The 21,393-nt window shown below is 46.9% G+C and carries 23 protein-coding genes; 15 read left to right on the forward strand and 8 right to left on the reverse strand.

What is annotated here, in order from left to right; all coding sequences use genetic code 11:
• Positions 1-7: 7 nt before the first annotated feature.
• From NQ502_RS18835 to NQ502_RS18880, 10 genes are all read left to right on the forward strand, one after another.
• Positions 8-943 carry a carbon-nitrogen hydrolase family protein gene (locus NQ502_RS18835; RefSeq protein WP_028527998.1) on the forward strand — a complete coding sequence of 312 codons (936 nt, stop codon included), beginning with the start codon at positions 8-10 and terminating at the stop codon, positions 941-943.
• Position 944: 1 nt separating this feature from the next.
• Positions 945-1,463, forward strand: coding sequence for a carbon-nitrogen hydrolase family protein (locus tag NQ502_RS18840; RefSeq protein ID WP_028527999.1), 519 nt, complete (start codon positions 945-947; stop codon positions 1,461-1,463).
• Positions 1,456-2,349 (forward strand): carbon-nitrogen hydrolase family protein, encoded by an 894-nt coding sequence (locus NQ502_RS18845; protein WP_028528000.1) that lies wholly within the window; start codon positions 1,456-1,458, stop codon positions 2,347-2,349. Before NQ502_RS18840 ends, NQ502_RS18845 begins: the two co-directional genes overlap by 8 nt.
• Positions 2,350-2,367: 18 nt before the next feature.
• A complete protein-coding gene (locus NQ502_RS18850) occupies positions 2,368-3,201 on the forward strand; it encodes a phosphogluconate dehydrogenase C-terminal domain-containing protein (protein ID WP_044983080.1) in 834 nt (277 codons plus the stop codon).
• Positions 3,202-3,216: 15 nt separating this feature from the next.
• On the forward strand, positions 3,217-4,017 hold the full coding sequence (locus tag NQ502_RS18855) for a hydroxypyruvate isomerase family protein (protein WP_028528001.1): 801 nt from the start codon (positions 3,217-3,219) through the stop codon (positions 4,015-4,017).
• Entirely contained in the window at positions 4,010-4,489 is a 480-nt protein-coding gene (rpiB, locus tag NQ502_RS18860) for a ribose 5-phosphate isomerase B (protein ID WP_028528002.1), read from the forward strand. The genes NQ502_RS18855 and rpiB overlap by 8 nt, the downstream gene beginning before the upstream one ends.
• Positions 4,479-5,267, forward strand: coding sequence for a triose-phosphate isomerase (locus NQ502_RS18865; protein ID WP_028528003.1), 789 nt, complete (start codon positions 4,479-4,481; stop codon positions 5,265-5,267). The genes rpiB and NQ502_RS18865 overlap by 11 nt, the downstream gene beginning before the upstream one ends.
• A gap of 160 nt (positions 5,268-5,427) precedes the next feature.
• Positions 5,428-6,486: a tyrosine-type recombinase/integrase gene (locus NQ502_RS18870; protein ID WP_028528004.1), complete on the forward strand. Its 1,059-nt coding sequence runs from the start codon at positions 5,428-5,430 to the stop codon at positions 6,484-6,486.
• Positions 6,487-6,489: 3 nt separating this feature from the next.
• On the forward strand, positions 6,490-7,002 hold the full coding sequence (locus NQ502_RS18875) for a flavodoxin family protein (RefSeq protein ID WP_028528005.1): 513 nt from the start codon (positions 6,490-6,492) through the stop codon (positions 7,000-7,002).
• Entirely contained in the window at positions 6,999-7,640 is a 642-nt protein-coding gene (locus NQ502_RS18880) for an NAD(P)H-dependent oxidoreductase (protein WP_028528006.1), read from the forward strand. The genes NQ502_RS18875 and NQ502_RS18880 overlap by 4 nt, the downstream gene beginning before the upstream one ends.
• A 24-nt stretch (positions 7,641-7,664) precedes the next feature.
• On the opposite strand, the gene NQ502_RS18885 is transcribed toward NQ502_RS18880, so the two are convergent.
• Positions 7,665-7,835 carry a hypothetical protein gene (locus tag NQ502_RS18885; protein WP_156887902.1) on the reverse strand — a complete coding sequence of 57 codons (171 nt, stop codon included), beginning with the start codon at positions 7,833-7,835 and terminating at the stop codon, positions 7,665-7,667.
• A 200-nt stretch (positions 7,836-8,035) separates the two neighbouring features.
• On the opposite strand from NQ502_RS18885, the gene NQ502_RS18890 reads away from it, so the two are divergent.
• The 5 genes from NQ502_RS18890 (at position 8,036) to NQ502_RS18910 (ending at position 14,249) form a co-directional block, all read left to right on the forward strand.
• A complete protein-coding gene (locus NQ502_RS18890) occupies positions 8,036-10,564 on the forward strand; it encodes a LuxR C-terminal-related transcriptional regulator (RefSeq protein WP_028528007.1) in 2,529 nt (842 codons plus the stop codon).
• 34 nt (positions 10,565-10,598) lie between these two features.
• Entirely contained in the window at positions 10,599-11,318 is a 720-nt protein-coding gene (locus NQ502_RS18895) for a LytR/AlgR family response regulator transcription factor (protein ID WP_028528008.1), read from the forward strand.
• Positions 11,315-12,610, forward strand: a complete 1,296-nt coding sequence (locus NQ502_RS18900; RefSeq protein ID WP_049898065.1) for a sensor histidine kinase — start codon at positions 11,315-11,317, stop codon at positions 12,608-12,610. The genes NQ502_RS18895 and NQ502_RS18900 overlap by 4 nt, the downstream gene beginning before the upstream one ends.
• A 141-nt stretch (positions 12,611-12,751) precedes the next feature.
• Positions 12,752-13,621 (forward strand): ABC transporter ATP-binding protein, encoded by an 870-nt coding sequence (locus NQ502_RS18905; protein WP_028528009.1) that lies wholly within the window; start codon positions 12,752-12,754, stop codon positions 13,619-13,621.
• Positions 13,605-14,249: an ABC-2 transporter permease gene (locus NQ502_RS18910; RefSeq protein ID WP_028528010.1), complete on the forward strand. Its 645-nt coding sequence runs from the start codon at positions 13,605-13,607 to the stop codon at positions 14,247-14,249. The genes NQ502_RS18905 and NQ502_RS18910 overlap by 17 nt, the downstream gene beginning before the upstream one ends.
• Before the next feature lie 15 nt (positions 14,250-14,264).
• On the opposite strand, the gene NQ502_RS18915 is transcribed toward NQ502_RS18910, so the two are convergent.
• The 7 genes from NQ502_RS18915 to rsgA form a co-directional block, all read right to left on the reverse strand.
• Positions 14,265-14,891, reverse strand: coding sequence for a DUF4317 family protein (locus NQ502_RS18915; protein ID WP_028528011.1), 627 nt, complete (start codon positions 14,889-14,891; stop codon positions 14,265-14,267).
• Positions 14,892-14,960: 69 nt separating this feature from the next.
• The gene (locus NQ502_RS18920; RefSeq protein ID WP_028528012.1) at positions 14,961-16,130 is read right to left on the reverse strand and encodes a dicarboxylate/amino acid:cation symporter; all 1,170 of its coding nucleotides are present in this window, start codon (positions 16,128-16,130) and stop codon (positions 14,961-14,963) included.
• A 143-nt stretch (positions 16,131-16,273) separates the two neighbouring features.
• Positions 16,274-17,227 (reverse strand): hypothetical protein, encoded by a 954-nt coding sequence (locus NQ502_RS18925; RefSeq protein ID WP_028528013.1) that lies wholly within the window; start codon positions 17,225-17,227, stop codon positions 16,274-16,276.
• Positions 17,228-17,303: 76 nt separating this feature from the next.
• Positions 17,304-18,137 (reverse strand): helix-turn-helix transcriptional regulator, encoded by an 834-nt coding sequence (locus NQ502_RS18930; protein ID WP_028528014.1) that lies wholly within the window; start codon positions 18,135-18,137, stop codon positions 17,304-17,306.
• A gap of 19 nt (positions 18,138-18,156) precedes the next feature.
• Complete coding sequence (locus NQ502_RS18935; RefSeq protein WP_169579913.1) at positions 18,157-18,663, reverse strand: pentapeptide repeat-containing protein; 507 nt, start codon at positions 18,661-18,663, stop codon at positions 18,157-18,159.
• A gap of 93 nt (positions 18,664-18,756) precedes the next feature.
• A complete protein-coding gene (locus NQ502_RS18940; protein ID WP_028528016.1) occupies positions 18,757-20,091 on the reverse strand; it encodes an FAD-dependent oxidoreductase in 1,335 nt (444 codons plus the stop codon).
• Positions 20,092-20,238: 147 nt separating this feature from the next.
• On the reverse strand, positions 20,239-21,324 hold the full coding sequence (gene rsgA, locus NQ502_RS18945; protein WP_028528017.1) for a ribosome small subunit-dependent GTPase A: 1,086 nt from the start codon (positions 21,322-21,324) through the stop codon (positions 20,239-20,241).
• Positions 21,325-21,393: the final 69 nt, after the last annotated feature.

Consider the following 21,393-nt stretch of genomic DNA (forward strand, 5'->3'; position numbering starts at 1 on the left):
TAACAAAATGGCAGAGAGCATTCTGAATCTGGCCGTCGTCAATCTGAAAACAGCATGGGGCAATAAACCGATGAATCTCATGCGTATCTGCGGTTATGCGAAAGAAGCTGCCCGTGCGGGAGCAGATATGATCGTCCTACCGGAACTGGCTTTGACCGGATATGACGATGAGTCCGATAAAGAACGCCATCAAAAGATGCAGACTCTTTTGGCGGAACCGATTCCAGGGCCGTCTTCCCAGGCGGTCTCGAAGCTGGCACAGCAAACAGGAACCTATATTCTGTTTGGCATGCCGGAAAAAGACAGTCTCGACGAAACGATCATCTATAATTCAGTTGCAGTCTGTAAACCGGATGGTACGGTGGATGCTTTCCGGAAACTGCATATGCCGGCGGGTGAGGTCAGCTGGGCAACACGCGGAAATGAGCCGTATTTTCTGGAAACAAATTTTGGCGTTATCGGTCTGGGAATCTGTTATGACAGTTACAAGTTTCCCGAAATGATAAGGCTCACAAAGGCCCGGGGCGGACAGCTTTTTATCAACGTTACGGCGCTGCCGTTTGAAGATATCCTGCCCAATATCAACCGGGATGATCTGGAATCGATGGTACTGGTAAACAGTATTTACATTGCATCCTCCAATCTGGTGGGGCTTGATCTTGTCAAACACTTTATGGGCGGAAGCAGTGTGATCGGTCCGGGATGCCGGCCGGGAGATGCTGTCTATTATGCCGGATTTGCTTTTGGAGATCCGCGCGGGTGCAACCCCGGTATTTTTATGGCAACGATTGATCTTTCAGCTGCCGCGGGGGAGTGTAACCGGGAGGAAAAAATATTTACCATCGATCCGGCAACGGGAAAAACCGGATGGCGGCCTTTGATATACCGGAAAATGTATCAGGAAATCCTGGAAGACGCGGCATGGAGAATGAAGGTGCGATGATATGAAAGATATAATTACAGTAGGTATGGTAAACTGCGTTCCGCTAAGCCCGGAAATGGGAGAGCAGCGTGTGAAAGGATACATCCGTGCACTTGCCAGACGAGGGGCACAGCTCATAGTATTTCCAACGCTCTATGGTATCGAAACAGAGCATGTACAGGAAGCGGCTGCAACGTATAAGACCGCGGTCGTATTTGGTTTGGCAGGCGGCAGTGCTGTTTTATGCCTGGCAGACGGGGAAACGACAGAAGCGGCGGATGGATGGAAGATGGCCGACACTGTCTGGGGAACAGTCGGATTGGTTGATTCTTTGCACTACACAGGACAAGTTCCGGCAGACGTCCGGCTTGCGTATGTGCCGTGTAACGACCAAGATTACGATGACTTCTCAGAACATTTTACAAAAATAAATCATTTTCACTCGTATTCCGACCGGTCAGGAGAAAAACAATTTGGATACACTGCGATGATAGAAACGTTTGATCTGTCTGAAACAGAACAGGAGGGTACGCATGAATAAGATTATGACACTGGCAGTCGTTAATTTTCGATCCATTGCGGGTGATTCACGGCGAAACCTTTCAAGAATTATTGAATATACCGAAACAGCCGTGACCCAGGGCGCGAAGCTGATCATATTTCCGGAACTGGCGCTGACCGGTTACAGCAGCGATGGGGGGCTGCAGTCAGAGCTGGCTGAAACACTGCCGGGAAGATCTGTCAGTGAGGTGGCTGAGTTAACCAGGAAACTGGGGGTTTATGTTGTTTTTGGAATGCCGGTACGCCGGGACAACGTTATTTATAACAGCCTTGTCATCTGCGGTCCGTGCGGAATCGAGGCTGTGTATGACAAACTGCATTTGACCGCGGGAGACGCAGGCTGGGCAGCACAGGGAGAATCACTGCCTCCGGTCATCGAAACGCCGTATGGCAAAGTGATGGCGGCAACCGGCTATGACCTCCTTTATTTTCCTGAAGTCGTCCGATATGCAAAAGCGAGAGGCGTAAAACTTCTGATAAGTGCCTCCGCACTGGAAGATAAGGGAATGGGAGCTGCCTGGCAGAAAATACTGGGGCGTCATGTCGGATTGAATACACTGCACATTGCCACGGCTAATCTGACCGGAAAGGTTAAAACCAGAACATTGCCGGGCGGAAGCCATATATTGTCGCCGGCCGAACCGATCGAACAGACATATATTGCGGCTGGTTACACACTCGACGATCCTGCGGCGCAGATCCCGGGCGTGCATCTGGCAGCGATTGACCTGACGGCAGATACACTGATGCCGCATTATCCGTATTTTGAACATAATTATAAGGTCGGAACACCGGATTGGCGGCCGGATGTTTATAAACGTATGACAGAAGAGATCCTTGCACGGAAAAGTAATACAGAAAAATAGAAAGAGAGGAATAATCGTATGACGAAAATAGCATTAATCGGAGCCGGCGGAAAGGTAGGCCGGCGCTTAGTACAAAAACTGAAGGATGACCCCGAATATCTGATGTTCTATGTAGAAAAACAAAGTGAACGGCTGAAAGAGTATGGAGTCACAGTTTCCGAGATGAAGGATGCTGTGGAGGATGCGGATTATGTGGTGCTTGCAGTGCCGGACCGCTTGATTCAGTTTGTTTCCAAAGAGGTAACGCAGTATATGAAGGAGGGCGCAGTACTGATGACGCTGGATCCCGCAGCGACCTATTCAGGTGCCATTGAGGAACTGCCTCATCTGAAATACGTGGTTCTTCACCCCAACCATCCTTCTGTGTTCACCTCCAGTTCTGATCCGGAAGTGACAAAGGACTACTGGGGCGGTGTTGCGCCGATGGATATGGTCTGTACTTTGGTGAAAGGCGAAGAGGCTGATAAAAAGGAAGTTGAAATACTGGCAAAAAAAATGTTCACTCCGGTCAATCAGGTGTTTTGGATGACAGCCGAGCAGATGTGTCTGCTTGAACCGGGTGTCGTGGAACTGGTAACGGCGCCGTTATTTGAAGCGATGCGTGAGGCCATGGAGCGGATTATAGAGATGGGCGTACCGCGTGAGGCTGCACACTCGTTTGTGACAGGACATCTCAGGCCGCAGCTGCATACTTCATTTGGCGATGCCGATCCCGATAACATGTCTGACGGTGCAAAAGCAGCGCTTAAAAGAGGGATGTCTCTGATCATGAAACCGGGTTGGAAAGAGGAAGTGCTGAACGTTGATTTTATTAAAAAATTCACCAGAGAAATCGCTGATTTCCACGAGTAGAAGAGAGGTTTAAAGATGAGGCGAAGCGCCAATATCGAAATGTTATTTACGGAGGTGCCGTTTGCAGAACGGATTCAAAAGGCAAAAGACGCCGGATTCGATGCAGTTGAATTTGCCGGCTGGCTGGATAAGGATATCGGACAGATAAAACAGGCAGCAGATGAAGCAAACATTAAAATCGCAGCTTTTACCGGGGACGAACCGTATTCCCCCATCGATCCCGCGCAGCAGGATAAATATATTACACATCTGACACGTTCTGTGGAAATTGCCGCAGAGTTGGGCTGCAAAATGCTTGTAACCCATTCAAATGCAATCGGTTCGGATGATCAGATCCTCTGCGATTATTCCGATCTGAGTGATGAAATAAAATTGTTGACGATGCAGGATACCTACCGGAAACTGATACCGGTGCTGGATGAATACGACGTGACCGTACTGGTGGAAGCGATTAGTAAAACCGCACATCCGGGAGTGTTTATGGACCATGTTGACATGGCTGCCGCCGTTGTTGAGAGTATCGCATCTCCCCATATCAGGCTATTGTGTGATCTTTATCACATGCAGGAGAACGGCGGAGCGCTGGTAAGGAGTCTGACCCGCTATCGGGACATCATCGGGCATATCCATTTTGCCGATGTTCCTGGTCGCCATGAGCCGGGGACCGGAGAAATTTATTTCCCTGCACTTGCCGCATGTATGGAAAATATCGGCTATCGCGGCATGGTTGGCTTTGCACTTATCCCCTCCGGTTCAAGTGACGAAGCGGTAAAAGCAATTATGCGTTCGTGCGAAAAGGAGGAACAAAATGCGTGATATTATAATTGGAAGTGATAACGCAGGTGTTGCGTTAAAGAAAATCATCGTCGAGTATTTGAACAGTAAGAATATATCCGTTACAGACGTGGGGGTGGCAGCAGAGCAGGACGAGACCTATTATCCGTACATAGCAAAGCGCGTATGTGAAGCGGTGATAAAAAGCGGCTATCAGAAAAGGGGGATTTTGATATGCGGTACTGGAATCGGAATGTGTATGACGGCCAATGAATTCCGAGGTATCCGCGCAGCCGTCTGCCATGATATTTATTCTGCAAGACGTTCCATACTGAGCAATGACGGCAATGTTCTCTGCATCGGCGCCCGTGTGGTCGGTACAGAATTAGCCAAGACGATTGCAGAAGAGTGGATCGGTCTTGAATTTGTCGACGGTCCGTCCACTCCGAAAGTAAAGGCGATCATTGAAATCGAACAGGAAAATTTTTTAGTCGGAGGTATCGATGAAAAATAAATTATATATTGGCACAAACACAAAAATGTATAAGACGATTGCACAGACGGCTGAATACCTGGAAGAGTTGGGAAAGCAGATAAAAACGGTTGACAGGGAGAAAATCGAACTTTTTGTCATACCATCATTTACGGCACTCGAAAGTGCGGGCCGGCGGGCGTGTGATTATGGGATCCGCATTGGTGGACAAAACATGGCCTGGGAAGATGAGGGGCAGTATACCGGGGAGATATCACCGGCCATGCTTAAAGAAGCAGGAGCGACAATCGCGGAGATCGGACACTCTGAACGACGCCATGTTTTAGGAGAATCGGATGAAATGGAAAATCGCAAAGTTCATGCGGCAGTCCGTCATGGCATGACGGCACTGCTGTGCGTGGGCGAGACCGGATTACAAAAGGAACATGGCGTCGCGGATGAAACGCTGCGGATTCAGATAAAAGAAGGATTATACGGTATCAAACCTGAGGATGCGTCATCCATCTGGATCGCCTATGAGCCTGTCTGGGCGATCGGCACAGGCGGGCAGCCTGCCAGTGCCGAGTATGCGTGTGAACGGCATCGGGTAATCAGAGATACCCTTTTTGAGCATTTCGGTGATGCGGCATATACGATACCTCTCTTATATGGTGGAAGCGTGAATATGCAAAATGCTGAAAAGCTGATTTCCGTGCCTGATATTGACGGTTTATTTATCGGCAGAAGTGCATGGGATGCCGCGCAGTTTGGGGAAATTATCCGGAAAGTTCTGGCAGCATTTCTGAGAAAACATTCTTAAAAATAAAATGGATGGAAAAGAAAAACTTCTGTTTTCGGGATTGAAAATGGAAGTTTTTCTTTAAGTACTTGACGATAGAAGGATTGTCTTTTATAATATATCTATACGACAAACGCGAGTTTATCAAATAGATGCAAGAGGAAAGGCAAAGGGAACACTCATGAACAACCGTACAACCTATCATGAACAGACCGATATACAGAATATTATGAAACTGCGCGAGGTTTTAAAGACACTTCCGCCGTTTGCACGGGATTATTTTCGTTCTATTGATGCTACAACAACGACCAAAACACGAATTTCCTATGCATATGATATTCGTGTTTTCTTCCAGTTCCTGCTTGAGGAAAACCCCGTCTATAAAGATCGCTCCATGGATTCTTTTACGGTCGATGTGCTGGATCAGATGCAGGCTCTTGATATCGAGGAATATATGGAATACCTGAAAGTTTACAAAGGTGTCGGTGAAAATCTTAACACCAACGGCGAACGCGGCTTAAAACGCAAGATTTCGGCTTTGCGCAGTTTTTATGCGTACTATTACAAACGTGAAATGATCCATACGAATCCCACTGTATTGGTCGATATGCCGAGGATTCATGAAAAAGCCATTATCCGGCTTGATACAGATGAAGTCGCCATGCTGCTGGATCATATCGAACACTGCGGCGATCATCTGACCGGCCAGAAAAAGGTTTATTACGAAAAAACGAAGGAACGTGATCTTGCGCTCGTCACTCTCCTGCTCGGAACAGGTGTTCGTGTTTCAGAGTGTGTCGGTCTGGACGTTGAAGATATTGATTTTAAGAATAACGGAATCAAGGTGACAAGAAAAGGCGGAAATGAGATGATCGTTTATTTTGGTCAGGAGGTGGAGAAGGCATTAAAAAACTATCTGGAGGTGCGCAAAGGAATCACACCGGTAACCGGACATGAGCACGCACTCTTCTATTCTACCCAGCGCAAACGCATTGGGATTCAGGCAGTCGAAAATCTTGTAAAAAAATACACCAGCGAAATTACAACTACAAAGAAAATCACGCCTCACAAGCTGCGCAGCACTTATGGTACCGCGCTGTACCAGGAAACCGGTGATATCTATCTTGTCGCCGATGTTCTGGGACATAAAGACGTAAACACAACAAAAAAACATTATGCTGCCATTGATGACAGCAGACGCAGAAAGGCTGCAGGCGCTGTGAAGCTGAGGGAGGATTAAAAATTGAAATTGATTATACATGATGTAACCGAAACTACCCTGAGCAGAGTAGTTCCCCGGATCGCGGATGATGACATTGTCATCACGGAAAATCACGATATCCGTCCGTGCATCGGCTGCTTTGGCTGCTGGCTGAAAACGCCGGGCGCCTGCATTATCAAGGACGGATATCAGGAGATGGGGAAAAATATTGCCATGTGCAGCGAAATGCTCATTATCAGCAAATGTAACTATGGCTGCTACAGTCCGTTCGTTAAAAATGTTCTGGACAGAAGCATTTCCTACATTCATCCTTACTTTGCGATCAAAAACGGGGAAATGCATCATCAGCAGAGATACAGGAAGGACCTGACCATGAAAGTCATATTCTACGGTGATAAGATAACCGATCAGGAAAAAGAAATTGCTCAAAAACTGGTGACGGCAAACGCAGTCAACCTGTACGGTACCGTGGAGTCTGTCACTTTTCTGGATTTTCCGGATGATTTCCAGGAAAAGGAGGCACTGAACATATGAAAATATCTCTGATAAACGGAAGCCCCAAGGCAAAGCGCAGCGCTTCGGGAATCATACTGAATGAACTTCAGGCGCTGCTCTCTCCGAATGATCATATTGTGAACATACATGCTATAAAACACCGGCTTAATCAGGAGGATTATGCCGCACTGCAGGACTGCGATGTGATCGTTTTTGCATTTCCGCTCTATGTTGACGCCCTCCCCTCTCATCTGATATCATATCTGATTCAAGTGGAAGAACAGTTGAAAAATACCGCTGTCCCGAACAACTGTACAGTATATGCAATTGTAAACTGCGGATTTTACGAAGGCAGCCAGAATGTGCTCGCGTTGGATATCATGAAATGCTGGTGTGAGAAGGCCGGCTTTGTCTGGGGCGGCGGACTCGGCGTAGGCGGCGGAGGCATGATGTCAATGCTGGCCAGTGTTCCCGCCGGAAAAGGGCCTAAGAAAAACTTTTCCCAGGCTCTCCGTACACTCTCAGACAGAATATCCCGGCGTGAAATCGGCGGAAATCTATGTTTCTCGCCGAATTTTCCACGATTTCTATATAAAATGGCTGCCGAGATGGGCTGGCGCAAAGCAGTGAAAGACAACGGTCTCAAAACGCATGACCTGTGGAACAGGCAGGTCTGATTGATACCATATTACAGAAGCGAGTTATATTTTTTCGTCATCACACAACATATGTTCGATGGCTGTCAGCAGTTCCAACTCGCTTCTGAATTCTATGATTTGCCTGTCTTCTGTCGTCAGTTTTCCCTGCCAGGTAAAGTTGCGGCAGTCCTCGATTCGTACTTCAAAAGTCAAGGGCGTCTGTTTCTGTGTCATATATCGTATCCTTTCTTATTGACTGTGATTAGTATAAATCCATTGAAACCATTTGATTTTAACTTTGTTTTTATTATAATTGATAAACACCGATCAAACAATCGGACTGGTATTAGGTTTTTAGAAAAATTATTACTGTTTAAACCATATTGTATGCTATAATGTAATATATTTCAGCAAATCTATGGGAGGTAACAAAAATGGACTTCAACGGAGAAAAATACACCCCCGCCTCACTTCCGGGATTATGCGCACCACGGAATCAGTTGCTTGTAAAACTCGACAGCAAGAGCGATAGACGTCTGCTCTATATACAGGCCCCTGCAGGGTACGGGAAAACAGTCGTAACCAATCTCTGGCTGAAAAAAAGCGGCGTTCGTCATCTGTGGATCGCACTGGATGAGTATGATAACAATCCGGAACTGTTTTACAGGCTGCTCTGTTCTGCTGTCATATATACACAGGAAAAGACGGAGATCCCGTTGGAAATGGACAGCACCGGAATGTTTTGCAGTTCTCCGATCGAACATGCCATGCTGCTTACCTCGAGGTTCCGCGCTCCGAAACAACCGATTTACATAGTAATGGATGATCTTCACAGCATCACACAGGATGATATTCTCCAGTCCCTCCCATATTTTATCCGGCGTCTTCCCGTTGATTACCGCTTCATTATGATAAGCCGTACAGACATACCCGCTAAACTTCAGGAGGTTTTTGATGGACATTGTCATTACCTCTGTGCGAACGACCTGGTTTTTTCCAAGATGGAAATCCAGGAGCTGTTTCGCCTCGCAGGGCATGAACTGAAGACTTCTGAAACCGATACGGTAATGGAAAAGACCGGGGGATGGGCAATTGCAGTCAGTACACTTGCATCCGGCAATCTCCTGCCGGAACTTGTCAGAGAGAGCGGAGACGCACTGTACCGGTATATGGAAAAACAGATCTGGAGCGGACTGTCATCCCAGGATAAACTTATGCTGCTGAAAGTCAGCTTCGTCAATGACTTTTCGGCGGAACTATTCGGCAGGCTGACCTCTCAAAAAAAACCTGAGCAGGTGATTTCGCAGTTTCTGCTGAAGAATCTGTTCCTGAGCAGGATTGGTAATGATCTGTACCGATTCCACGCTCTTTTCCTGGAATTCCTGCGCAGCCGTCAGGAAGAATTGCGTATGGATTCCAAGAAGCTGTATAAGATCGCTGCTCAATATTACAGTGAGAAAGAGGACCTGTACACAGCACGCCACTATGCAATTCTGGGTGACAACATAAAATTTCTTTCCTATCAGATCTACGGAGAATCACAGTATACAGGCTTCTCCAATAACCGCTCCATCAGTGCATACGTGAGCGGCGTTGGCGTCTATATTGATAAACTCTCTATGGAGGCTTATAAAAAGTATCCATATCTGAATATTTCCTCTGTATGGTACCACTATCTCACCGGCAGCAGAGTGAAAATGACTGAAGCGCTGGACCGTCTCTACTCCAACGTGAAGCGGATTGCTCTGCTGCATCCGGAATTTCTGGAGCTCACTATCCTGGTCTGTACGCTGGATCCAAGAAAAAAATTCATGGAAATGATTCAGCGGTTTGACCGCCTACCGCCGATTAAGGTGCGTCATGGCGGTCAGCAGGGAGCATCCATCACTGTCAATATGCCTTTTGCCCACCGTTGTCTCCGTGATTATTCGGAGTTCTCGCTGTATGAATCATTTGATGTAAAGCTGGAACCTACCGCTGGACTGATGCTCAAAAGAAATTTTAAATTAGCCATGCGCCTTATCCAGGCAGGATTTGCTTATGAGAAAAACCAGTGGAAAGAAGCGCTTTTCTATTGTGATCAGGCTGATATGGAAATATCGGAAGACACGTCGGATGAACTTCTGTTTACGGCGATGTCACACCGATGGACTGTGCTCAATGCCATGGGCAAAGACGCCGAAAGCAGGGAGCTGAGTGCCAGAATAGAGAAAATGCTGATGGAGAAAGACGCTCTTTATCTGATGCCGAATTATAAGGCTCTGAGAACGGAAGCCTCTTTGAGGGAGGGCAACCGGCAGGCAGCCGAAGAATGGCTGGAGGAATATTTCGTTCATCCGGAAGAACGGCTGATGTTGTACCGGACATATCAGTATCTGACGACCATTCAGGCACTCCTTGCGCTGAACCGCCTGGAGGAGGCAGGACGGATGTGTCAGAGATTAAGGAAACTGTCCGGGGAATTTGACCGTGAGATCGATATGGCAGAATCCGATGTGCTGTTATCTGTCTGCCTGTACCGGAGCTTTCGCATGGAGGAAGCCGTCCAAACCATGATGGGCGCCATAGAACTGCTGTATCCGTACAGGTTCATCAGGCCATTTTCGGGGTTAGGTGCTTCCGTTGTGCCTGTCCTGAAGAAATGTCTGGCTAAACTGGAACGTCATCAGGAACTATACAGTTTTGACAGGCGTTACATAAATGAAATCTACATCGCCGCCCAGGAACAGGCGGGGAGAAAGTCAGGGCTGCCCTCGTCAGATGTGCCTTTAAAAAAACTGTCAAAACAGCAGAGACGTATGATTGAATACCTGGCAAAAGGTTACACAAATGCCGATATCGCTGAGGACACCGGTCTGTCAGTGCGTACTGTCAAGACACACCTGTTTCTCGCCTATGAGAAACTGGGAGTGTCCAGTGCCGCCGAAGCGGTATCGAAAGCCCGGAAGATGGGGATAATCTGATTAAATATATTGTTTGCCGCAGGAGGAGGTTACTATGATCCGAATTGCTGTCTGTGATGATGATGCAGATGATGTTCTGAAAAATAAAAACATTCTGGAAAAATGCCTCGCGCAGGAAAAAGCAGTTGCAGAGATCTGTACCTACGCCAGCGGAGAAATGCTGACGTGTGACATTCTCGACGATCATCAGTATTTTGACCTGATTCTGCTGGACATCGAGATGCCCGGTATCAGCGGTATGGAAATCGTACAGCGGATAAAATCTGAGTTGTCAGAAGTCAGAGTTATTTTTATAACCTCACATGTACAGTATGCCATTGACAGCTTTGAGCTTAATATCTTCCGCTACGTTCCAAAGGCCGACCTGGAAAAGCGGCTTCCTTATGCTGTCTCGGATGCACTGAAACTGCTTCTGCTGGAAGACAGTAAATATTATACGGTGCAGACAGCAAATCGCATGGAAAAAGTATCTTTCCGCGACATCCTGTACATTCAAAGGGAGGGCAAAAACGCGGTGATCACCACCTTCCATGGGACCATACTGGTCCGGAAAAGCCTCCTGACAGTTTACGAAGAACTGAATGCGGAGGAATTCCTGTTTATCGAACGGGGATGTATCGTAAACCTGATACACATTTCTCAGATCAAGAACAGCAGCGTCCGACTGAACAACGGCACAACACTGTCGATCAGCCGCTCTCATCTGCAGGAAGTAAAGCTGGCTGTCAATTCTTACTGGGGTGAACATATATGATTCTGAACGTACTGATATTCATGATCCTGTTTTTTAATATGTATCTGAGCGTATGTATGAATGAACGCTTCTTTCTGGATGCAGGTGAACGGTTCGCCGCATGGACGAAGGCGGTTTTGAGCACAGCTGCTGCCCTGCTGTTGCTATTGCTGTGGAATCTGTGTCCGACAGCTGCTTTTTGTGTCTTTGCTGCCATTTTTCAGCTGATTGCTGTCAGTGCTATATCGGGTTTCCTCTGGCATCCCCACTGGAAGCTTCTGTTTACGTATGCCTGTGCCTGGCTTGGTATTGTTTTTCTGGCAGATGCACTCTTCTATCTCGTGTTTGTCAGGTACCTGGGGCTGTCTGTGATTCTGTACGCTGGTATTTTACTGTTGTGGCGTATTGCTGTTTCCCCTGCGGTTCTTGCATCTAAGCATCTGACCGGGAAGATCAAAACATGGTCCTCATATTATCCGACGGTGTACGGGACTCTGGCCGTCGGGTTTTCCGGAATTGTATTCCTTACTTATTTTACCATTGTTTCTGATCGCCGCTCCACGCTCGCTGTTGTGTGGGCGATCATAACTGCGGCGCTTTTTCTGCGGATGCTTCTGGCCGTCAGCCATATCAAATACCAGCGGGAGAAAGCGCTTCTCGCCGTCATTGCCCTCAAAAATGAACTGCTTGAAAAGAATTATGACGCTGTCAATCAGGCATACGCGGTGAATGCAGGGCTCTTCCACGACTTTCATAAGCACCTGGAAATACTGAGACAGATGGCAGATGACAACCAGTCAGAAGAAATAGTCAGTTATATTAACAATATCAGCGGACCGCTGCAGGAGATCTCATGTACTGTCTGGACCGGAGATAAGATTGTGGACTATATCATCAACAGCAGACAAACAAAAGCGGGGAAATGCGGCATCCATATGGAGATGAATATAGAATATCCATACAATACCGATATTCAATCCAATGATTTGTGCACGATTCTTTCGAACCTGCTGGACAATGCCATAGAAGCTGCCACCCGGTCGGAGCTTACAGGAGAACGTTTTATTTACCTTACCATCCGTCGGCTTCGGAACATACTGGTCATAAAGCTCGAAAACAGCAGTATTCCGCCTGTTTACAGCCCGGATGGCAGTTTACAGACTGCCAAAGAAAATCATTCTCTTCATGGCTGGGGCATGAATAATATTGAATCCACTGTAGACAAATATGATGGTATTGTCCAGACCTCCTATCGGGATCACATCTTTCGGACAACCGTCACGCTTTCCTTTGATGGAGTTAAAATAAAATAGCGCTTCATTTCCGGACCGCAGCCGAATCAAGGCTGCGGCTTTTTGCTGTTTACGGACATTCATGTGCAGATTATGGACATTTTAGTATGAATGTATTTTTTATAGTAAGATGATCTCAGGAAATCGAAAGGAGAAATTATTATGACAGATATGCTGCGAATTGAAGGTTTATCTAAATCTTTTTCGGATTTTGCGCTGCAGAACATCAGCTTTTCCATTCCCCAGGGCTGTATTATGGGTTTGATTGGACCGAATGGCTCCGGTAAAACAACCACGATCAGACTGATTTTAAATTTATTAAAAAAACAGGAGGGAACGATCAGTGTTTTGGGACTGGATCATATAAAAGAGGAACAGTCATTGAAAGAGAGAATCGGCGTGGTCTTTGATTCCCATTTCTTTGTAGATGAATGGAACATGTCCGATGTGGAGTATGCCATGAGCATGTTTTATAAGAGATGGAACACTGAAACATATGATCAAAAACTGCGCCAGTTCCAGATTAGCAGAAACAGGCGCGTAAAGGAACTTTCGAAGGGAATGCAGATGAAGCTGATGCTGGCATGTGCGTTTTCACACGGGGCAGAGCTTCTCATTCTGGATGAACCTACCAGCGGACTGGATCCGGTATCCAGGGATGAATTGCTGGATATCCTGCTGGATTATACGGGAAACGGGAAGTACAGTGTTCTGTTTTCGACCCACATTACACCTGATCTTGACAAAGCAGCGGACAGCATTACATTTATAAACAAGGGGAAAATGCTGTTTACCGGAAAAAAAGAGGAATTGACTGAGAAATTTTTCATGGTTTCCGGGTGCATCACGGAATTGACGTCAGATGTACAGTCTGCCGCACAGAGCATCAAAAAATATCCGGATCATTTTGAAGCGCTGATTCTGCGTGATCATATACATCGATTATCCGGTTACGTGTTCAGGCCTGCTGCCATAGATGATATCATTGTATTGACGAACAGAGGAGGTAACGAAGATGGAAAAAATCTATAAAGCTGCTAAACTGGATTTCATACTTCTAAAATATTACTTAAAATCAATTTGCTTTACACTTTTCATTCCCCTGGTATTTGTTATCCTGTACCGCAGTCTGATGGTGGGCGTTTCCTTCGCCATGTTTTTGATGTCCATGTCTTCCATCTATACGTTCTCGGTGGCTGAAAAAAACGATATGCAGCGGCTTTACGGGATTCTTCCTGTATCAGACACACAGCTGGTCTGTGGGAAGTACCTCCATATATTTTTTATGGGTGTCATAACGCTGCTTATCTCCTGCTCCCTCCAGCCGCTCATTTTAAAAGTATCAGGCACACCGGTATCCCTGCAGGATATGATAACCTCTGCACTGGCAGGTATGATCCTCTTTATCACATATATATGTATCCAGATACCGGGATACTATAAGTTTGGCCCTATCAAAGGGAGAGTCTTCATGTATGTGCCGGTCGCAGGCATACTTCTGACGATGTTCATCGCAGGAAGATCAGATATCCTGTCATCTCTTGTACGGCTGCTGTCCAGATACCCCTGGCTTGGTCCGTGCCTGATCGCTGCTTATCTGGTACTGGTCATTACAGTATCCATTTCGGTTTCTGTGATGATTCAGAAAAACAGGTTATAGGGTATTGTTTTACTGTCAGGCAGCAATTCCCAGCATATCCAAAATTTCTATATGCGGATGACTGGGATCTGCCTGAAATACATCTACACAGTTCGTTTCTTCACTTCTGTCAGAATAAGCAGGGAACAGAAACCCACATTCCGGCTTATCCGGCTCATAGTCTCCTTTTAGCGGGCAGACAGCACATATGATATACTCGAATACCTCTTCCGAATCCCATAACCTTTCATGATCTGTCGTTTTTACCGGGATATCGTAGCAATCATGGAACACCAGAACAGCATAGTCATGTTCAGAGTGATAGTACCTGGCTAACAGTTCATAGAATGTATCCATTAAAACATCATTTTTCAGACCGCATGATTTCATTCCCATAAGAAGCTGCCACATGCTTCCTGGCTTCATGGAATCATCCGAAAAGTTATATCTTTTTAAATTTATGTTCGTAGGTGAAAATGGGATTTCCTTTGCAATTAAAAGTTTCTTTCCCTTTTCAGCTGATGAGAGTTTTAAGAAATTAGTATTAAAAGTCCCGTCTATTTCGCCGTCTGAGTCCATATAGCTTCCGGCAATTCTCGTTACAGAAGTTCTCGACAGTGTCATCCTCCTGGTCAGTTCCAGCATATCTTCTCTGTTTATCATAGTTATATTCATGCCTTTCCAGATTCTTTTATCATTATATTTACATACCGTCAGGTTGTCAATATAAGGTCATGAAATATTCCTGCGCTTCACATACCCCGTCAGTATCATGGTCAGTGCCCCGTCTCCCGTCACGTTGCAGGCCGTGCCAAAACTGTCCTGGAGTGCAAAGATCGTCAGCATCAGCGCAGTTCCCATCTCATCAAAACCAAGTATTCCGGTGATGAGTCCAAGTGAAGCCATTACTGTTCCGCCCGGTACCCCCGGTGCGCCGACGGCAAAGATTCCCAGAAGAAGGCAAAACAATACCATGGTTTCAACTGAAGGCAGATGTCCATAAAGGATAACGGAAACTGTCATTACAAAAAAGACTTCAGTCAGTACGGATCCGCAGAGATGGATGTTCGCAAACAGTGGAATACCGAAATCTGCCATATCACTCCGCAGGGGAGGCACTGATTTTTTTGCGCACTTCAGGGCAATGCCCAATGTTGCGGCAGACGACATGGTTCCAACAGCAGTGAGATATGCCGGACCATAGTTTTTCACTACCTGCAGTGGATTTCCACCTGAATACAGGCCGCCAATCGCATACAGAAGCGCCAGCCACAGATAATGTCCCAGTATTACAATCAGAACCACCTGAAGAAATACCGGCAGTTGTCTGGTAATCGTACCCTCGTATGAAAGTGCACAGAATGTCAGGGCGATGTAAAACGGCAAAATCGGTATGACAATCTTAGTGACAATCTTCAGAACGATCTGGCGGAATTCTTCGAGTATATCTGAAATTGCAGCGGCATTTGTCCATGCAGCTGCAAGTCCCAGCATCATGGAAAATACCAGTGCACTCATAACCGGCATAATCTGCGGAATGTCCAGCTGAAATACAACCTCAGGCAGCTCTTTTAAACCTTCCACCTCCGACGCGACAGACAGATGAGGGAGCAGTCCATAGCCTGCCGCCATTGAAAATAAAGCGGCACCAACAGAGGACAGATAGGCAATCGTTACAGCCAGTCCGAACAGCCTGGTAGCGTTTTGCCCAAGCTGCGTGATCGCAGGGGCAATAAATCCCAGAATGATGAGTGGTACACAAAATACGATCAGCTGATTCAGCACATATTGGACGGTGACGACCAGATTCATCCAGGTTTCGTTGGCGGCCACCCCCAAACCGATACCGATAGCCACACCGATAACCAGCCGTACTGGCAGACTCATAAAAAATTTTCTCATACAATCATTCTCCCTGTATTTAAAATGGTATTTACTTTTATGTCTTAGCATATCCAATATTTTATTTTTCAGTAATATCAATGAAAAAACCACCCGAATTCACGGAACTTTCCGTAATATCCAGGTGGCGTATCAGTTTTTAATTATCCGGCAATTCGCCCGAAACTTTTCAGAAAACCAACGTTATCGATTGCTTTAGATGCCATCCACCAGTTTTCACTGATGGTAAATTCTTTTGCATACTTTTCCATAAGATCGTACCAGCTCCAGGTGATATTCCATACTCCGTTCTGGTTTCTTGTTTCAATCAGATAGTCTAATTCTTTTTCTACGATGTCCTCATTCCCCTTGTACAGCGGACTGTCCGGTGACCAGATGAATTCAGAAGGCCTCGGGGTATAGAACTCCCATTTCTCCTGATTACGCTCGATCGAACCGTTGACTGCCTCTGTAATACGCTCCATCAGACCATCACACGCAAAAGAGGCATAAAGTCCGCACTGCATGAGGTCTCCCAGCAGCATCCACACTGCGGCGGCACCCATTTCACCAAATTCACTGGTACTTGCCGCCTTCTTCAGAATGATCTCCGTACAGGATTGGGCTCTTTTATATAATGCTGATTTTCGGCTGTCATAGAGCAGAATAAACGCACAGAGACTAGCTGTGATTCCCATGCTCTGGATTTTGTTGGTCTCTTCACTGTATGTCCACCAGGGGGCACGGGGGCACTCGCTGTTGGAAGGAATACAAAAAAGCCAGCCCTCTTCGTCACTGTGTACGCCGCTTTCCAGATAACGGAAAATCCCCTGAACCATCGGGTGTTTGTCCCCCTCCCGCTCCATGAAGCCGGTTCTTCTGAGGATCCCCGCTGCTATCATAGTCGCGTATGGAGAAGATTCCCGGTTCCAGCAGTCCGGTTCGATTCCATGTCCGAAACCTCCGTCTTCATTCTGATAATAAGCCATTGCGTCTGAGATCTCTTCTCTTCTTCCGTCTTCAAAATGATACTTCCAAAGAGCCAGATCCAGAGGCCGGGCATTTCGGTGTATCCAGCTGCGGATTTCCTGATAGTCTTGTTGTGTAAGCATTTTCATAACTGTTATCCTCCAATGTCATTTGTCAATATAATATCAGAAAGCAGTCCGTTGTTATTGAAAAAAAACGACATGCTCACCTGCTTTGAAGAGCGATTGTTTTCGCTTCTTTTGGAGTCACACCGTGAAAACGCTTGAATTCATTCAGAAGATGGGACTGGTCAGCATATCCATAGCGAAATACGGCGTCCTGCACGTCAAAATGCCGGGTTAAGATCATGTCCTTCCACACGTTTTGGTAGCGGACCAGATTGGCAATCCGTTTGATCGGAAGACCGATCTCGCGCCGAAACAGACGTTCCATCTGGCGCTGGCTGATACAGCTGTATGTACAGATATCTTCGATCGATGTCCTGCCGGATGTGGTCAGTATCCGATGGATGGAGTTTAACAGATTGGGGTTAGCATGGATTTCATTCAGACGGTTCAGCAGAAACAGTTCCACACACGCGATATACTGATTGATGTCTTTCAGATAGAAAAACTGTTCAAATAATGCGTTCCAACTGGGACCTAAGGCATCCAGCCCGATCAGCTGATTCCGGGTCTCCCTGAAGTCCAGATCCATAAACAGGTGGGCTGACCAGAAATGAAAGCGGATGGCAAAGCGGGTGACATGATCTTTCGACGTCTTTTGAACCGTACGAAACGGGCGGTCCTGCATGCCGCAGAGATATCCGGTAATCTGCTGTGTGGTATGATTTACGTTGATTATGATGTCCATACAGGTATCCGGAATCACCAAAATTTCTTTTGCGTCCCGGGTATCTTTCGCGTCCTTATCAGACGTCGACCAGTAACAGGCAATATATGGACGCAGTGATACACAGGGCAGATATTCTCTGTAGGTATGATTCGATAAAAATGGCCTGGAGGTTATGGGGTGATAGAGGGAATTCAATTTCAGCATGGAATCGTCCTTTGTTGTTTTAGTCTATGGTGATCTCCAGTTGGCTTAACAAATTGATGACTTCCGGGAATGAAAACTTCGCTCCTTTTAGCTGGTTAGTCGTGATGTCGATCTGATAACCTTCCGCATCCCTGAAATCTGCTTTTCGGATATCACACTTTAATATCTGTGTGGCAGTCAAACGACAGTTTTTAAATTTACACTCCATCAGATTACATTCCTCGAACATGGAGTTTTCCATTTGATTTTTAGAAAAATCAAATTTCCTGAAGTTCATATGGATAAACGTGTTATATTTCAAGTAGCAGTTATTCATCCTGCGGATCGGTTCAAAAATCTGTCCCACGGGGAAAAACTCAGCCCAGTGAATGCCGATCAGATTGCAGTTCGTAAACTCTGAATGTCTCATCTCTGAATATTTTGACCGGGGGCTGATCACCGTGCAGCTGTTGAACTGGCAGTCGATGAATTTGTTTCGGATGATTTTACAGTCTTCAAACGTACAGCTGTCGAATGTACATTCCATGAATTCACATCCTTCAACTGTTTTTTCTGTTATTTTAAGGTCTTTAAAGACCCGATTTTCGTATCTTTCGCTGTTCATTATCTACTCTCTCTTTTATAGTGTCAGATCACGCTTTGCCGGTCCGTTCACAAGCGCGCCGTCTTTCGTAAAACGTGAGCCATGGCATGGGCATTCCAGCATCTCCTCATCCGGGTTCCATTCCAGGCGGCAGCCCATGTGTGTGCATACTTTCTTCCCGGATGTGGGAAGGATCCCCTTTCCCAGCCCGGCAGCCGCGTGTAGTCCGTCTTTGATAAATTCCTGCACAGCAGTTCCCGTAATCCGTCTCTGCGGTGAAAACACCGCGCTGTCAGGGTTCTCCTGACCGGTAATCAGATCAGTCAGGAGGCGCGCACTGACCATGGAACTGGTCATCCCCCACTTTTCAAATCCGGTCGCAACATACCAGTTGGGACGTTTGCAGGAAAATCGTCCGATATAAGGAATCTTATCGAGCGTCATGCAGTCCTGTGCAGACCAGCGGGCTGTCTCGGTGCTGTCTTTCCAGTAGTATAGTGCCTGCTCCTTCAGTGACTCATATCTTCCGCCCTCGTAATTGTTCCCCGTGCGATGTCCGGCGCCTCCCACGAGAAGCTGATCTTTGTAATTTCTGAATGAGAGGCTGCCCGGTTCTATGCCGTAATACATACCGTCCAGCTGCTCTGCACCGGACAGTGAGATCACGTAACTCCTGTCCTGATGCATCCTGGAAAAGTAATACCCCGGAATATTAAGAAAGGGATAATGGCACGCAAAGATCACATGATCTGCGGTGACTGTGCCGCGATCAGTCTGGATCTTCCCTTCCTCGGCAGATAATACCCTTGTTTTCTCATAGATCTCCAGCTCAGAGCTCACAGCCTTTAGAAATTTGAGCGGATGAAACTGTGCCTGATCGGGAAAGCGCAGCGCACCCTGAACAGAGAACGGCAGTGAGGTCTCGGTGGTAAACTCCGCCGGGATTCCCGCCTGCTGTGCTGCCAGAGCCTCTGCCTTAAGCACAGCATCCCGGCTGCATGAGTACAGATAGGCCGGGCAGTTCCTGAAATCACAGGAAATCTTCAGATCTTTGATCAGATGAGCATAGTCACGAATGGCTGTTTCATTTGCGTGTGCATACTGCCGTGCCATATCCACACCGAAATTCCGGATCAGATAGTCATATTTCATCCCGTGCTGTGACGTGATCTTGGCTGTCGTGTTTCGTGTCTGTCCGCTCCCAATCCGGTCAGATTCGAGTACGATACAGCTGACTCCTTTTTTGGCGAGACGGTAAGCGGTCAGTACACCCGACATTCCTGCCCCGATAATTACGGCCTCTGTCCGTTTATCACCGTCAAGCGGCGTTCTGTGTTCTATTGATACGGTGCTGCTCCAGATGGATTCCATATTCTTTCCTGCCTTCCTGCTGTCATATTATGTACATAGGATGCCGGATTCGCGGTCAGTTTATCCATGCAAGGCAGGACAGATGAAAAGACCACCTGAAGATACGAATGACCGTACGTCAGGTGGTTCATTCAGAGGTATAAAGGTTTAATACCCTCTTCTCTTATTTTTGGATTTTGCAAATTTGCGGGCATTTTTCATCCCGCCGACCTCGCGGAACATTTCGTTGATTTTCATCGTCTCGATCTGCCGTGAACCGAGACCTTCATAACGAGCCTCTTTTTTCAGTTTTTTATAACTTTGCAGCCTTTCTGCGGACAGCACCCCGTCGGCGATTGCCTGCTGTACTGCACAGCCTGGTTCGCTGTTGTGTGTACAGTCACGGAAACGGCAGGCTTTTGCGTATTCTTCGATATCGGTAAACGTTCTCGACAGGTCTGCGTTTTCCAGGCCGAGTTCCCGCATACCGGGGGTATCAATCACCATACCGCCGTCTTTCAGCGGTATCAGCTCTCGTCTCGTCGTCGTATGTCTTCCTTTGTCATCGTTTCTCAGACCGTTTGTATCCATACGTTTTTCCCCGATCAGGCCGTTGATCAGCGTAGATTTCCCGACACCTGAAGAGCCGATGAAGGCAACCGTCTGTCCGCCGGTGATATACTGCGCCAACTGCTCATAGCCATCCCTGTTTACCGATGACGTGATGAGGATATCGCTGCCGAGCGCAACGGTATTTACGTCACACAGTCTTTGCTCCAGGTCATCGCACAAGTCTGATTTAGTCAGGACAGTGACGGGGACGGCGCCGCTGTCCCAGCCGATTGCCAGATAACGTTCCAGCCGGCGCAGATTAAAATCATTGTTCAGCGCCATACATATGAAAACAGTATCAATGTTGCTTGCGACAATCTGCTCATCGTTCGAAGTGCCCGCCGCCTTTCTGACGAATGCGCTCTTTCTGGGCAGTACGTGATGGATGACGGCATCCCCGTCCCTGTTTGTTTCACGGTCGAGCATCACGAAGTCCCCGACTGCCGGAAAATCCGCCGGCAGGGATGCCTCGTAGCGAAATCTGCCGGATACCCTGGCCATCAGCTCTCCGCCTGTGCACATGACGTGATAAAGGTCCCTGGACTGAGAAAAGACGCGTCCGGCATACATGTCGCCGTACAAAGCTGCCTGATCTGCAAAGTAGTCTGTGAAGCCTAATTCTTTCATATCTTTTTGATTCAATTTTTAATCCTCCTGAAAATTATGGTGTCTGGCAACAGTAATTTCCGGAAGGTCTTTGTAAAAGCTAGT

The sequence above is a fragment of the Ruminococcus gauvreauii genome, from assembly GCF_025151995.1.
Classification (GTDB): Bacteria; Bacillota; Clostridia; order Lachnospirales; family Lachnospiraceae; genus Ruminococcus_G; species Ruminococcus_G gauvreauii.